Genomic DNA, 13,532 nt, shown 5'->3' with positions numbered 1-13,532 from the left:
TCCAGGGACGCAGACTCTCAACTACAGAAAATCAACCACAAAACTCAGCCAGAGCAGCTATTAAGCTTCCTCAGAACTGCCTTCGAAATAATCGTCTTCGCCGTCTTCTTCACTGGCAGCACCAGACGGCATTCCCTTGAAGCTGATTACGATATGACGATCGGCGCCCTCTGCTTCGCTTTCCGATGCGAGATCGGCGAAGTTCTCCTGCAAATACTGATGTACGAGACGACGCTCATATGGTGACATCGGTTGTAACGCGAATTTTTCCGTGTCACCATTCAACACAGCAACCGCGCCCTTCTTGGCTTGCTCTTCCAGCGTGCGTTTTCTGCGTGAACGATAATCCAGAATGTCAATGACAAATGGTCCCTGATCAGTTTGCTGGCTCTTGCACATCTGTCTGACGATGAATTGCAAGGCTTCCAGGGTCTGACCGTTTCTCCCGATCAACACTCTGGCATCATCTGGTTTGCACTCTATACGGTAACAAACAGTTGTCTCGTCAATCTCTTCTTGATTGACTGAGGCTTCTATATCGAGGATTGCCAGTATCTTTTCAAGGTAGCTTCTGGCATTCTCTTGCAAAAAATCCAATGGGCTCATGATTTTTTCTTCTTCTTCTTTTTAGGCAGTTTTATTGTTTGACCGGCGTCATCGCCGTCGTTCTCATCATCATTCGAAGCCGCACTGGCCGGCTTCTTACCGTTCGAATTATCCTTACCGGAATCAACGGAATAGGTATTGCCTTTGGCAGACATGTTAACTGTACCGTCACGTGAGCGAGATGGCAATGGACCACCGCCTGATGCACCAGCCGGTGCAAGCTCAGACTCCTCTGGTGGTGGGGCGCTACGCATGATCAACCAGGTTTGCAGCGTCTGCATGATGTTGGAAACCACCATGTAAAGATAGACGCCTGTTGGCAACGGTATAAAGAAGAACATCACCGTGACGGTGATAGGCATCATCTTCATCGTGTCGCGCTGAACTTTTTGCTGTTCGTCCATCTCCTCTTCAGGAACCTTCGGAGTAGAAACGGTGAACTTCTGCGACAGGTACATCGTGATACCAAACAAGAGAATCAGTGCAACGCTGTCTAAGTTTTCAGGCTTGAGGAGATCGGCTCCCTTTGCCACTTTGCCGAGGTTGTTGATGAAACCGAATGCTTCTGCTTTGGCAATGCCTGGTATCACAGCTTGAACATGCCATTCGCCCGGGTTGTTGAATTGCACGCGATAGACTTCTGCTTCCTGCAACGGAACAGTATTGATGTCTTTAGTCTCTTTTGGAAACAACTTCCAGTTAGGCTTGAAATCAGCCGGCAAAGGACCCATCAGCGAACGCGTACTGAAATCTACAGTTTCACCCTGAACAACTGTCGCATCACCCGGGAAGACAACAACTTTAGCAGTGGCACCATCCGGCGCAACAAATGGGCTATTCGAACCTGAAGTTTCATTCCTGTGCGCTTCTTTCGCCTGGGCTTGCGTGACCACATTGACCTTCACATCAATTGCTTTATCGCCAAAAGGAGGCGCCGTGAAGGTTCCAAACAAGGCAAAGAGAATCGGTAACTGAATCAACGTGGGTAAACATCCGCCCATCGGATTCATCTTGTGCACTTTGTAGAACTCGGCCATTTCGATGGCTAGCTGTTCTTTATTGTCTTTATACTTCTCTTGCAGCGCTTTTAACTTCGGTTGCAAACGCGACATCGCTTGCATCGATCGCGTTGATTTAGCAACTAACGGCCAAACAATCATTCGCACAGCCAATGTCAGCAAGATAATCGCCCAACCGTAGCTGTGAGTCACTTTGGCAAAGAACCCCAGCATTGGAAGCATCACGTAGTAAATCAACAGGTCTAAATTCAAGTGTTACCTCTGCATTCCATGATGCAAGCTGTGTTTGACGCAATCGACATTTCCAAAAACTTTCGCTTCAGTTGGCACCAGATCAACTCCGCCGTCATGCCATGGATGGCACTTGCAAAGTCGCAGCAACCCCAGAGCAGTCCCTTTGACGACCCCAAAACGCGTCACGCTTCCTGCCATATATTCTGAACAGGTCGGGTAAAACCTGCATGACGGCGTTCTAAATAAATGCGTTTTTTGATAGCAACGAATAGCGAAAACCAGCACTGCCTGCGGCAATGCTGTAACAGAAAAGCTAGCTGCTCCAAACTTCACGATGGCTTACGTTCACGTGTGCCCATGCCGAACTTCGAATCCGCTTTGGTCAAGCAACCGGCAACAGTACCGCGAATCTCCTCCCAATTAGCTTCCAGTGCCTTGTTATTGAGAACAAACACCAGGGCGTACCATTGTTCAAGCCGCTGCACCGATTCGACCATTTCCTTCCGCATCGTTCTGTATGCTTCACGCACTCTGCGCTTGGCTCGATTACGCTGACAAGCGCTTTTGCAGACCTTCTTCGAAATTACGAACCCGACCAATGGCATTCTGACAAGAGGCATTTTATCAACTGCTTGAGAGCCAGAGCCATTTCGCGTACTTTCCTTAGGAATTGAAACACCGACCGCGGATTTAGATCCTGGTCGGTTATTTTTCGGCAACACATATAACGTGAAAAGTGGCGTGTTGACGCTTTTTCGAGCTGTATAGGCTCTGGTGAAGAGACTTGATCGCGTCAAGCGTTCATGCTGAGGTAGCACGAGCTAGACCGAAAGACGGTATCTTCCCTTGGCGCGACGGGCTTTGATCACTTTCTGTCCCGCTTTGCTGGACATGCGTTTGAGAAAGCCGCTTCCTTTTCTCGCTTTCGCTTTAGAACCCATCAACGTACGCTTCATGGTCGTAAACTCCTGGCCATGCCAATATTTAAAATTCTTTGGCTACTGTAAATAACTGGCTATGCTATCATCTCTCGCATAGACTTCACGCCGTTTCCGAGCAGGAACGGTTAAAAATTTTACGAAACAGGCGGTGCGTTTCGCGGTAAATTTGCCGTTCGCATCTTCTTGTCAAAGCCCGTCCGCAGGCAGTATTGGCATATCTCGGAGATATCCGTTTGATTCAGTACCGCATTGCTGTCGGGAATTTTATGAGGGTTACTTTCCGTTAATCCAAAGATGACCTGGCAACAATTGCTCGGCTCTATCGAAGGACTTAGAGGAAAGGAATGTCAGAGCCGTCTCGGATGGCTCCATGTATACGATTCGATCAATTCAGGGATAGAGCTGTAGATGACCATTAAAGAACAAGACGACGTCCGCCTCAGCAAATCGGCTAAAGAGGTCTGGGCAGAGGCACTGCAGATATTGCAAAAGAAGCTCAGTCAGCCGACGTTCAATTCATGGATCAAACCAGCGCAGTTACTTGAGATCAACAACGGCGAAGCTACCATCGGCGTTAACAACGAATTTGCGTCGGGAAAATTGAAGGGCGACAATCGCGAAGCCCTGATCAGTGCTCTCTCAGAAGTCGTCAAAGAACCGGTCAATCTCCGCATTGTCGTAGACCCGACCCTTGCTCCAACCACATACTCCGGCACTATCGCCAACATTTCGGTGATCCAGAGCCCGGAAGTTCCCCGGCAACCACACTTCCAGAGCAACGCGCCGAGCGGGTTTCAGCAAGTCACGAGCCAAACCAACAAGGGCAACCTCAATCCCAAATACACTTTTGATACTTTCGTAGTCGGCTCACATAACCGCTTTGTGCATTCTGCCGCGCTTGCCGTGGCGAGCAACCCCGCTCATTCATACAATCCACTCTTCCTCTACGGTGGCGTAGGATTGGGCAAAACGCACATCATGCACGCTATCGGACATGAGATTCTCAAAAATTCGCCCAACTGCAATTTGCGCTACGTCAGTTGCGAGAAATTCACCAACGAGCTGATCAACTCCATTCGCGACGACCGCATGCTTGATTTCCGCAAACGCTATCGCAAACTCGATGTGTTGCTGCTGGACGACATTCAATTTATCCAGGGCAAAGATGCGACCCAGGAAGAGTTTTTCCATACCTTCAATACTTTGCGCGACAACAACTGCCAGATTGTCCTCACATCCGACCGTCCACCCAAAGGCATACCATTGCTGGAAGAGCGCCTGCGCAGCCGCTTCGAATGGGGTTTGACCGCAGACATTCAGGCGCCTGATCACGAAACCAGAGTTGCCATCTTGAGAAAGAAATGCGACTTCGACGGCATCGTAGTTAAAGACGATGTGCTCGATTACATAGCTGGTTTATTCACAACGAATATACGCGAGCTGGAGGGCGCTCTGATCCGCTCTAACGCTTACGCCAGCATGACAGGTACTGAACTGACCCCAGCCACTCTGCGCAGCATTCTGCAGCCGGCTGGACCAGAGAAACAGAAGAAAACCCTCACCATCGACATGATTATCGATACTGTGGCGTCTCACTACCGAGTCGAGTCAAGCGACCTGCGTTCAGCCAGACGCTCCCAGGACCTCGCCCTGCCACGGCACGTAGCCATGTATATGGCTCACGAAATCATGCAGATGAGTTTCCCCAGAATCGGGCAAGCCTTCGGTAATCGCAAACATACTTCCGCTCTGTACGCACACTCTCGCATCAAAGAACAGATGCAGTCAGATGCTGACCTGGCTTACGCAGTCAAAGTACTGACCCGCCAGATCAACGACTGATCGCGAGCGAAACTTTTCTCTCGATCTCTCAAGCGAATCTTTATATAGGTATGCAGATTGCGGCGTTCTCAGAAAACCGCTTGCAATCTCGCTTTCCTACTGACTGAATCGAACGTGCGGTCTTAGTACTGATCGATCTCGTAGCAGAATTAACCAAAGCAATCGATCGCATGATCGATCAGATCAGATCTTACATCGGCTCTATATGCGGATCTTCGGAGCTTTACTGCGCTATCTCGTAGCGCCAAGAATAATTTGACTTCTGAGCGAAGTGATCATTTAATTAACGAGTGACTGATCTACATCGGCTCTATATGCGGATCTTAGAAGCAAAGCGCGGATCCCGAAACAACTGAATGTGTCACAGCCCATTTCTCAAATCGCAATCTAGTTCAGACATTAAGTGCCTGTTCAAAACCTGTAGAAAACGTGTTTATACTCTGTAAACTGCCTGTGTATTGCAGACTAGAAGCCAACTCCCCATTTTTGGCTTTTGAACACCTGACAGTGCGAAAACTTACAGGGCAGATCTAACAACCGTGAGACTTTCAAGGCTTATCTACAGAAAACGGCTTGCACTGCTACTTCTATTTATTTCAATTTAGAGAACTAACAGAACCAGTACTACGAAAGAAAAGGGTTGTTCCTTTTCCAAAGCACCTTGCAAACCGCCTGTCAGGAAGATAATCTTGAGTACGAAGCAAGTGAGATTGCGGAGTCGCCCTGTTTTCGTTTCGATGGAACAGCGTTGAACGCGCTGTACGAGCTACAAGTTTCAACACCGAGGTTCAAATATGCATTTTGCTGTTCAAAAGGACGTCCTCGCAAAAGCGCTGAAGGATGTGACAAACGCAGTCGCAACTCGTGTAGTTCAGCCGATCTTGAGCAACGTGCTTATCGAATCAGTCGACGCCAATACGATTAAGTTCCAGGGAACCGACTTAGACCTGGCAATCGAAACCAAGACTACCGGTGTTGTATATACTCCCGGCACAATTACTTTGCCTGGTAAGAAGCTTCTGGAAATCGTCGGCAAGCTTCCGAACGAACTGGTTGTTTTCCAAATCGACAAAGAAACACTGGAAACGACAGTTACTTGCAAACGATCGAAATTCAACATGGTGGGACTAGCGTCTGACGACTTCCCACGTTTCATGGACGCTCGCTCTGTCGAAGGCGTTGTAATGCCCGTAGACATTTTGCGCAAAGCCATTATTCAAACCGGTTTTGCTGCCGCCAGCTTTGAACAGAACAGCATTCTTGGCGGTATCTACATGGTCATCGAGAACGGCAAGTTCGAATGCGCTGCCACTGACGGCAGTCGTTTAGCCAACCGCAGCGAAGTGCTTAGCGTATCCGTTCCAAGCGGCAAGAAAGTAGAGGGCGACAAAGAGGTTGAAGGCGAATCAAAGACCTCGACAGCGACTCTCGATCGACCGCACAACTTGAAAGCAATCATTCCAGCTCGTGCTTGCAACGAACTGGTGAAATTGCTCGATAGTTCAAAAGGCACAAATGCAGATGTAAGACTTGCGCTGGTCGCTGGACAAATCGTTTTCGAAACAGAAACGCATTATCTGTCCACAAGATTGATCAACGGAGATTATCCGCGCTATCTGGAGCTCTTCCCATCGAGTTTCACTTATCAGGCTACTTTCAGTCGAGAAGAAATGGTATCGGCGATCGATCGCGTTGCCGTAATGTCAGATGACAGAACTCATTTGATCAAGATGCACTTCGAAGGTGAGACCCTGCAAGTAACAGCTAACACGCCTGACCTGGGACGCGCTCAAGAAGAAGTTTCGATGACTTTTGAAGGGCAGGTCTTAGATGTTGCCGTCAACGTACGATACTTGCTTGATGTATTGCAGCGACTGGGACAGGACGATGTGTCATTCGAAATGACAGGCTCGCTCAAGCCAATCATCATCAAAGGCGTTGGCGATGATAACTATCGCTATTTGCTGATGCCGGTTCAGTCGAAATAGGTCAGTTGAATAAGCTGAATTTTGACAAAAGAAAGGCTCGGACACTCCCGGTTTTTACTAAGAAAGAAACGGAGTAGTCCGAGCTAACTGTCTTATACCCGCTTGCTGAAAACTAAACGCTTTTTTTGGAAAAAATTTTTGACAGTCCAAAAAAAGGCAAAAAAAGGGCTTGGACGCTCCCAGTTTTACTAAGAAAGAAATGGAACGATCCAAGCTACTCGCTATATACCCACCAAAATAGAAATAACACTCGCGCGAAAAATTTTTGGCTTTTATTTTTGGTCGATGGCGGCGGTCCAATGAGCAATATCCTTTGCCGTCATGTGCCCGCCTGGAGCGAGTCGACCGTCAGCATAGTGCCATTTATCCACGTCGACCAGGTATTGGCCTCTGGAGAGCAGCGTGCCGCGGCAAACCTTTTCTGTCTGTGGTTTTGATTTTATTTCTGAACAGGTTTTTGCCAGCATTTTGTCCATTACCCAATCAGGGATTTGCGATTGGTGGCTGGGATAAATGAAGCCAAACAAAATGAGATGGCTGAACAGTACTCTCCAGTGCCCGTCAAACCTGGCGATGAGACGATTCCAATCGAGTTCGTGACCACAGGCTCGCAGCAGGTGGGCAATATCCGCGCCGTCGTAACGTTCGCGCTCCATGATGAATGCTTTGGACCAGATGATATCTTCGGCTGATAGTGCTTTCACCGGAATTCCGAGGAGCTGGGCTTGTTTGGCGTGCGCAAAAGCCTCTTCATCCACTTCGGCAATGCCGTTTCCGGAGCTGAAAATTATGTCGACGTAGTCTTCGCCGGAAAACGCTTTTCCGAGCCAATGCGGAAACATCATCTCTGTTTTAAAGCCCGCCCTTTCCAGCACGTTCAAAACATTCTCAGCGTCTTTGCGATACACAAAGACGTCGAGATCTCTTGTATGACGCTCAAATTCCATGAATTGAGAAAGGGCGTATGCGCCACCGAGCATAAATGGAATTTTTGAGTCGTTTAGCAGCGTTAGAGTCTTCTGGTAGAAAGCTTCTGTATCAGGATCTAATTTTGTCTGTCTGAAAGTCTTTGCTGATGCCATCGAATACTCCTCAAAAAATCAGTCCGCATTTTGCGGACCAGTTTGCAGACGTAAATGACTTGAAAAAGTCTCAAAAAGACAGGAAAAGCCCGTGGCGCATCAGTAATTTCATCTGCCGCAACTTATTGCTGTCAAAACACGTCCGGCTGTTGGGCAAATGTCGACGATGGCAAGCGTGGCAGCGTGCCGTGTACACTCTTCGACGGCGCGGCTACGGAGCTGAATAAAATGAAAGACGTTGTGAAAGTTGCTGCCGTTGGCGATACGCACTGCAAGAAAACAACGCAGGGAGAGCTTCGCAACGTTTTTGCGGAGATCAATCAGAGTGCCGATATTCTTGTCTTATGTGGCGACCTGACTGATTATGGATTGCCGGAAGAGGCGCAGATATTCGTCAAAGAACTGGCGCCGGTCAAAATTCCCATCGTTGGTGTGCTCGGCAATCATGATTTTGAATCAGACAAAGAGCAGGAAGTAACACAGATTTTGACAGACGCAGGTGTCACCATTCTTGATGGAGAGGCGACCGAAATTCTCGGCATCGGGTTTGCGGGTACCAAGGGCTTTTGCGGCGGCTTTGGCAGAGGAGCGCTGGGTCCATGGGGCGAGCCGGCAATCAAATCTTTCGTAAACGAAGCGGTGCAAGAGGCGCTTAAGCTGGAGTCGGCGCTGGCGCGATTGCGTACCAACGAGCGTATAGCCATTTTGCACTACGCACCAATTAAGGACACAGTTGACGGCGAGCCGATCGAGATTTACCCATACCTTGGCACGAGCCGCCTGGAAGAGCCGCTCCTGCGGTACCCGGTAGACGTTGTTTTCCACGGGCATGCTCATAGCGGCAGCTTAGAAGGCATCACCTCTAGTGGCACGCCCGTCTATAACGTCGCCATGCCGCTTTTACGCAAGCGTCTTCCAGACAAGCCGCCTTTCCATATTTTCGAAATCAAATTGACGATGGAAGAATCTGTTGCGGCACCTTCTTCAGTGGCCGCTCCTTCTTAGTCGTAGTTGAGTTCTGGGTGCTGTGCCTGGAATGCAGATAGTTTGCGTTTCATGGCATTAAGCTCTGACGATTTTTCCGGCTTGCCGCTCAAAGTAATGATGAAGAATTGCATGGTGCGTGCATATTTCTCGTCTTTTTCTTTCTGCGGCAACTGGGCTGCTTTTAACTTGCCTTCGATATCAGCGAGGTATTGATCGGTGCGCTCGATGATCAGGTATGGTTGAAGTTCCCCGATTGAAGCGAGGCCGGCTGCCCATCTTCCTACTTTTGTTCGGGTAGGCATTCTCGGTTCAGCGCCACCGCCTACGCTAGCCGCACCTGTGCCTGTAGGTTTCTTAGCTTTGGCTTCTTTGTAAGACTTTTCCTGGCTATCTACGTTTGCCGACAGCCTGTGCACAGCGTCTGCGATTGAATCAACCGTGACGTGATCGGCGACCTGCTGTTCGATAGCTTTGAATGCTGCCAGGAAGGGAGCAACACCAACACCGTTTTTGCCAAGGGCATTAATGCGATCCAGCAATTTCTGGCGTTCGTCCTGTATCGGACCGGGCATCGCGGCGTCGCTCGAGGCGGCAGCGGTAGTGGCGGCTCCTCCACCCGTGTGCACTGATACGGAGACAGGTGCCAAGGCGTTCTTGACCGCTGAGTTTAGTGAGCGCACTGTGTTGGCGTCCATCACTACCTGTCTGTACGAACCGGGTTGAGAGAGGTCGGCGAATGCGACTTTAACGGTTTTTACTTCAGGAGCAGCTTGCAGTGCTTCTTCTGCCAATTGCAGTGCAGCATATTTGACGTCGCGTTCGGAGGCATCGGGGTCAAGATCGGTCGATACAGTCACTTCGCTACCATTTATAGCTGATTCGACGCGGTGTCCCACAGTTCCCTGCCCGGCTGCCAGAGCGTTGGCCAGCTTCGCCGCGGCGTCCTGGGTGCTGCCTGCGATCAAGTTGAGTGAGGATATGAGCTCATCTTTGCCAACAGCGCCAGATCCGAAAGCTTTGACTGAAACGGAACTGACGGTCAGTTGTTTGTACTTGGTTAAATCAGCGTTGCTGAAGAAGTAGACTGTGACGTTCGAGATGCTCGGGTCTAGTGTCATGACGACACGTGACATCAACATAGCATCGATTTTGAGGTCAGTATCATTGGCTTTGGTGTGACGATAAGTCGACAGGTAGGCGTTCGGTCCGTCGACACGAGCATTGACGCGCGCGCCGGGAGCGAGGATGTGTTCTTTCTCAATGCCTGCCACGATCTCGGCGCCTGTAGCCGCCGCGAATGCCGGCACCGTGAAACCCGTTCCGCATGTCAGCGTAAACGCCAGTGCAAGATTAAATAGCCGCTGTTGATGTGAAAACACGTTCGTTCTCCTAAACCTGGTATCACCAAAATATATCAAACTTGACGCAAATGCCGGGGGATGTATGGTTGTCAAAGCTCGAACTAATTGTCGCAGGAACGGAAAATCTGTGCTTGCAAAGCTGCAATTATGAGAGAGCACATGCGGGTTTTAACCAAAATTGTTGCAACCCGAAACGAGCATTTGGGAATGAAAGGTGTAGACTGACACTCTCGTTTCAAGTTGGGGCTCACACATGTCGAATTTAGCAACAGGCGTAAAAGTGCCGGATATCGTGATGGAGAGCTATATCGCCGCTCCAATAGAGAAAGTTTTTGAACACATCTCGACTGCAGCAGGCTGGGATGCCTGGTTTACGAAAGGCACAGCAGTAGACCTTAGAAAGGGCGGAAAAATCCACCTTAAATTTGTACGCTGCGGTGCCAACAATGATGAGATGGACATTGAATGCCCAATTCTCGACGTTTCGGCGCCGAACAAGCTGGTTTTTCAATGGAAGTCTGGCGATACGCCCACCACTGTCAAGTTCAATCTGGAGCCGCTCGAAAACGGCACTCTCGTAGAAGTGGTCGAAACCGGCTACAAAAATACTGAGAAAGATTTGTACTGGATGATGCAGTGCTCAACGGGATGGGGCGAGGCTGTGACTTTGCTCAAGTTTTTCCTGGAGCATGGTGTCGTCTACGGCGCTGTTCCGAATCGCGACTGAACTAATATTGTGACGCCGTAGGTGGTGCCTTGGAAGGGTGCCATGGAACGCACTCGTCCCGAGTGCCCCTTCCGACCATCCTGAGGGAAATGCGATTGCGCGCTCATGGAACGTACTCGTCCCGAGTGCATCTTTCGCTGGTTCAAGGGAAATGTCGTACTTTTGTAAATAGCTGTTCAAAAAAGCAAAAGTGACAAGATCGTTGTCAGCAATGGGCTGAATCCTAGAACTGTTCGGGATTTTATCCGCAGCGGCATCTCTTGACTTGAATTCTCAAGCGCTGAACAACCGTTTGTGAACGAATTAAATCGTGTGATATACTGCCAATCCAGTCTGTTGGCTAGTCCACCAGTTTTGGGATCGTAGCTCAGTTGGTTAGAGCGCCTGCCTGTCACGTAGGAGGTCGCGGGTTCGAGTCCCGTCGGTCCCGCCATTTAGAATTAAGTCCCAGGCGGTTGTCTGGGACTTTTGTTTTCGATTTTTTGGGTGACCGTGCCGTTACCTAGTGGGCAACTGGTAGGTGTTTCCAGTGCATCGTCCCTCGTCGCCAAGGTTTTGGGTAACGTCAACGAGTCTAGTATGGGAAGCTCAGACGAACTTGTTCGTTCTCATGGTGTCCTGTGCTCTGTCAGGTCTGTAATGTTGGAAGACTTCAAATTGGAGATACAAATCTCCGCTGCCTATTTTGACTTTATAAAACTGCACCAAATGTGGTTTGCCATTTTGTACACTATGGGTGGTGCTGCTCTCGTCAAATTTAGATCGGTTTCTGCACTGCATATAGTGGCGAGTCTTGTCTGCAGCAGTAATCTCAGAGTTCTGTTTTCTTAGCACAACAAGTTGCTGATTCGAAAGGTATGGGTTCATCTTCGATTGAGCCACTTTTTAACAGATGCCATAGCTCCTCCATAACTCGCTTTGAGTCATCGGCTTTAACCGCTTCAACGACGCATGTATCCAGATGATTTTTCAGCATGAGATGGGCTGTGCGGTCCAGAGCAGACTGCACAGCCTTCAGTTGGTTCAAAACATCTACACAATAAGCTTCTTGTTCAACCATGCGCTGAACAGCATTCAGGTGTCCGACAGCCTTACTCAGCCGGTTAACTAGAATTCTTTTTTGTTCTCCGGTTGCAGCCATTTTTTTAAGCAGCGATTATTCCGTGGTCATCGCAATGGTCTTTGCAGGGGCTATGCAGATGTCCGTGAACAAGGTAGTCGACATGGTCTCCGTGCGGCACAGCTTCATGACCACAGTCTTTGCCATGCGTGTGTCCGCTTTCGTGACCTTCGCAGTCATGGTCTGGAGTACATGCGGTCTTATTAAACGAACTTTCGCTGAGCGTATGCTCGTCGATGTGATCATCATGCACATGATGAAGATGACCGTCATGCAGGAAGTCTGTGTGATCGTCATGTTGAATGATTTGGTGTCCACAGCTCGAGCTATGTTTGTGGTCATGTCCGTTGTGTTTTTGGCAAGTCATTTTTCTCGTGTCTCCGGCGGGATGTACTTTCTAACTAAAACTCTTAAGTAGATTTTTGTCAAACAGGTTATCTGGTTATTTATTGAAACTCCGCTCTGGTCATGGTTTCGAGGTATAAGAAAAATGAAAAATCTGAAAATGGTTATCATTCAGCATGTGAGATGAATGGTCGAAGTCTTACTCGGTATCTGCATCTTCAGAGAATGCCTGCCACCTTATTTGGTTGCATGCCTGTTGCGATGATCACTCATACTCAGCGCTTGCATGAACTTGATAGTGTTAATGATAACATGTTATCATTAGTATCTTTGTGAGAGATGGAAATGCTAATAATTGGTCGTATGGAATTTCTGGGTCCTTTGAAGCCATCGCAACTTAAGTCAGAGCCTGGCATTTTGGCTCTTTTGCGCAAGGGTGAACGCGGCATCTCGTTGCTAGAGGTGGGTCAGTTTGAATCGGTTGCCTGTGCCGCCGAGCGGTGGGACGGCAACGTGCATCTTTACGCTGTCTGTTATACGCCGGGTTTGGACCCGATCCAAAGGCAGCTCATCTGTGAGGATATCTCACGAGAAGCGGCGGTCAATGCCAATTACTTATGAGCGTTGTGATGGTGATGCGCGCAGCTGCATGAAAGTAGTCGTTTATTGAGCCAGTTTGCATGCAAAATAAGGGCACTGGTAACTGCGCTGAGAGCAATGTGCAAGACTGAATCTATTTTTTCGCCCAGGCAATTGGTAAATATCATCAGGCAGGCGCCGGAGGCGAAAAGAACTAAAACCCTTTTGTTGCCGTGTTTGCGTACGCCCGGAATCAAAAATGGCAAACAGACAGCCAGAACCAGAACTGTCAAAAATTGATCTCCGACCCCGTGTATAACGTGATGGCCGAGGAAGGGAGCAAACACGGCGAAAATTGGAAGAACAACGCAGTCAAAAAGGCAAATTATCGGTGCGGCAATCGCTAAGAATTCACTAGCGCTTTTGAGATGGTTCTTTAAATCGGAGGACATAAGTCTCTTCTCTTCTCTTTGCTAAACGAGCATATCTCAATAATGACACGCCCACAATAAGTTAGATTGAGCGATTTAATGAAATAATGCGGCTAACGCTGTGACGCATTGTCGTTTCAGCCCTTCCGCCTTCAACTGCCCTTGTTCAAAAATGAAGCCGCAAGACGGTAGTTTGTTCTGTGAAATTGAATTTGATTCCTTGATCGATAATGATAATGGTATATCATTATCGTTGGTAGGCTTTCAGAA

The 13,532-nt window shown here is 48.8% G+C and carries 15 protein-coding genes and 1 tRNA gene; 6 read left to right on the top strand and 10 right to left on the bottom strand.

Annotation, left to right across the window (positions count from 1 at the left end; genetic code table 11):
* Positions 1-60: 60 nt before the first annotated feature.
* Genes EKK48_29585 through EKK48_29565 form a run of 5 tightly spaced genes read right to left on the bottom strand, consistent with a single transcriptional unit; the run spans position 61 to position 2,815 of the window.
* Positions 61-606: a KH domain-containing protein gene (locus EKK48_29585; GenBank protein ID RTL35317.1), complete on the bottom strand. Its 546-nt coding sequence runs from the start codon at positions 604-606 to the stop codon at positions 61-63.
* A complete protein-coding gene (yidC, locus tag EKK48_29580; protein RTL35316.1) occupies positions 603-1,877 on the bottom strand; it encodes a membrane protein insertase YidC in 1,275 nt (424 codons plus the stop codon). Before yidC ends, EKK48_29585 begins: the two co-directional genes overlap by 4 nt.
* Positions 1,878-1,880: 3 nt before the next feature.
* Entirely contained in the window at positions 1,881-2,156 is a 276-nt protein-coding gene (yidD, locus tag EKK48_29575) for a membrane protein insertion efficiency factor YidD (protein RTL35341.1), read from the bottom strand.
* A 32-nt stretch (positions 2,157-2,188) separates the two neighbouring features.
* On the bottom strand, positions 2,189-2,677 hold the full coding sequence (locus tag EKK48_29570) for a ribonuclease P protein component (protein RTL35315.1): 489 nt from the start codon (positions 2,675-2,677) through the stop codon (positions 2,189-2,191).
* Positions 2,678-2,680: 3 nt separating this feature from the next.
* Positions 2,681-2,815: a 50S ribosomal protein L34 gene (locus EKK48_29565; protein ID RTL35314.1), complete on the bottom strand. Its 135-nt coding sequence runs from the start codon at positions 2,813-2,815 to the stop codon at positions 2,681-2,683.
* A gap of 393 nt (positions 2,816-3,208) precedes the next feature.
* Here EKK48_29565 and dnaA point away from each other — a divergent pair, with 393 nt between their 5' ends.
* Both dnaA and dnaN read left to right on the top strand, forming a co-directional pair.
* A complete protein-coding gene (dnaA, locus tag EKK48_29560; protein ID RTL35313.1) occupies positions 3,209-4,642 on the top strand; it encodes a chromosomal replication initiator protein DnaA in 1,434 nt (477 codons plus the stop codon).
* A 794-nt stretch (positions 4,643-5,436) separates the two neighbouring features.
* Complete coding sequence (dnaN, locus tag EKK48_29555; protein ID RTL35312.1) at positions 5,437-6,630, top strand: DNA polymerase III subunit beta; 1,194 nt, start codon at positions 5,437-5,439, stop codon at positions 6,628-6,630.
* A gap of 272 nt (positions 6,631-6,902) precedes the next feature.
* Here dnaN and EKK48_29550 read toward each other — a convergent pair whose 3' ends face one another.
* On the bottom strand, positions 6,903-7,712 hold the full coding sequence (locus tag EKK48_29550) for a hypothetical protein (protein ID RTL35311.1): 810 nt from the start codon (positions 7,710-7,712) through the stop codon (positions 6,903-6,905).
* Between the two features lie 228 nt (positions 7,713-7,940).
* Here EKK48_29550 and EKK48_29545 point away from each other — a divergent pair, with 228 nt between their 5' ends.
* Positions 7,941-8,717 carry a metallophosphoesterase gene (locus tag EKK48_29545; protein ID RTL35310.1) on the top strand — a complete coding sequence of 259 codons (777 nt, stop codon included), beginning with the start codon at positions 7,941-7,943 and terminating at the stop codon, positions 8,715-8,717.
* Here EKK48_29545 and EKK48_29540 read toward each other — a convergent pair.
* Positions 8,714-10,078, bottom strand: a complete 1,365-nt coding sequence (locus EKK48_29540) for a hypothetical protein (protein RTL35309.1) — start codon at positions 10,076-10,078, stop codon at positions 8,714-8,716. The genes EKK48_29545 and EKK48_29540 overlap by 4 nt on opposite strands.
* Positions 10,079-10,313: 235 nt before the next feature.
* Between EKK48_29540 and EKK48_29535 the strand changes: the two genes are divergently transcribed.
* Together EKK48_29535 and EKK48_29530 are read left to right on the top strand one after the other, a co-directional pair.
* Positions 10,314-10,787, top strand: coding sequence for an SRPBCC domain-containing protein (locus tag EKK48_29535; GenBank protein RTL35308.1), 474 nt, complete (start codon positions 10,314-10,316; stop codon positions 10,785-10,787).
* A gap of 356 nt (positions 10,788-11,143) precedes the next feature.
* Positions 11,144-11,220 (top strand) — tRNA-Asp (locus EKK48_29530).
* Between the two features lie 378 nt (positions 11,221-11,598).
* Here EKK48_29530 and EKK48_29525 read toward each other — a convergent pair.
* Positions 11,599-11,928, bottom strand: coding sequence for a transcriptional regulator (locus EKK48_29525; protein RTL35307.1), 330 nt, complete (start codon positions 11,926-11,928; stop codon positions 11,599-11,601).
* 4 nt (positions 11,929-11,932) lie between these two features.
* Positions 11,933-12,274 (bottom strand): hypothetical protein, encoded by a 342-nt coding sequence (locus EKK48_29520; protein ID RTL35306.1) that lies wholly within the window; start codon positions 12,272-12,274, stop codon positions 11,933-11,935.
* A 323-nt stretch (positions 12,275-12,597) separates the two neighbouring features.
* Here EKK48_29520 and EKK48_29515 point away from each other — a divergent pair, with 323 nt between their 5' ends.
* Positions 12,598-12,873: a hypothetical protein gene (locus EKK48_29515; protein RTL35305.1), complete on the top strand. Its 276-nt coding sequence runs from the start codon at positions 12,598-12,600 to the stop codon at positions 12,871-12,873.
* On the opposite strand, the gene EKK48_29510 is transcribed toward EKK48_29515, so the two are convergent.
* Positions 12,864-13,283 (bottom strand): MerC domain-containing protein, encoded by a 420-nt coding sequence (locus EKK48_29510; GenBank protein RTL35304.1) that lies wholly within the window; start codon positions 13,281-13,283, stop codon positions 12,864-12,866. The two genes, EKK48_29515 and EKK48_29510, sit on opposite strands and share 10 nt — an antisense overlap.
* Positions 13,284-13,532 lie beyond the last annotated feature (249 nt).

This window comes from Candidatus Melainabacteria bacterium (assembly GCA_003963305.1).
Lineage (GTDB): Bacteria > Cyanobacteriota > Vampirovibrionia > Obscuribacterales > Obscuribacteraceae > PALSA-1081.
Note: the sequence above shows the minus strand (reverse complement) of the source record. Positions and strands in the feature narration are given on the sequence as shown.

Coding starts and splice junctions, on each gene's coding strand:
- EKK48_29585 (RTL35317.1), bottom strand. CDS start 606: ATGAGCCCATTGGATTTTTTGCAAGAGAATGCCAGAAGCTACCTTGAA.
- EKK48_29565 (RTL35314.1), bottom strand. CDS start 2,815: ATGAAGCGTACGTTGATGGGTTCTAAAGCGAAAGCGAGAAAAGGAAGC.
- dnaA (RTL35313.1), top strand. CDS start 3,209: ATGACCATTAAAGAACAAGACGACGTCCGCCTCAGCAAATCGGCTAAA.
- dnaN (RTL35312.1), top strand. CDS start 5,437: ATGCATTTTGCTGTTCAAAAGGACGTCCTCGCAAAAGCGCTGAAGGAT.
- EKK48_29550 (RTL35311.1), bottom strand. CDS start 7,712: ATGGCATCAGCAAAGACTTTCAGACAGACAAAATTAGATCCTGATACA.
- EKK48_29545 (RTL35310.1), top strand. CDS start 7,941: ATGAAAGACGTTGTGAAAGTTGCTGCCGTTGGCGATACGCACTGCAAG.
- EKK48_29535 (RTL35308.1), top strand. CDS start 10,314: ATGTCGAATTTAGCAACAGGCGTAAAAGTGCCGGATATCGTGATGGAG.
- EKK48_29525 (RTL35307.1), bottom strand. CDS start 11,928: ATGGCTGCAACCGGAGAACAAAAAAGAATTCTAGTTAACCGGCTGAGT.
- EKK48_29520 (RTL35306.1), bottom strand. CDS start 12,274: ATGACTTGCCAAAAACACAACGGACATGACCACAAACATAGCTCGAGC.
- EKK48_29515 (RTL35305.1), top strand. CDS start 12,598: ATGCTAATAATTGGTCGTATGGAATTTCTGGGTCCTTTGAAGCCATCG.
- EKK48_29510 (RTL35304.1), bottom strand. CDS start 13,283: ATGTCCTCCGATTTAAAGAACCATCTCAAAAGCGCTAGTGAATTCTTA.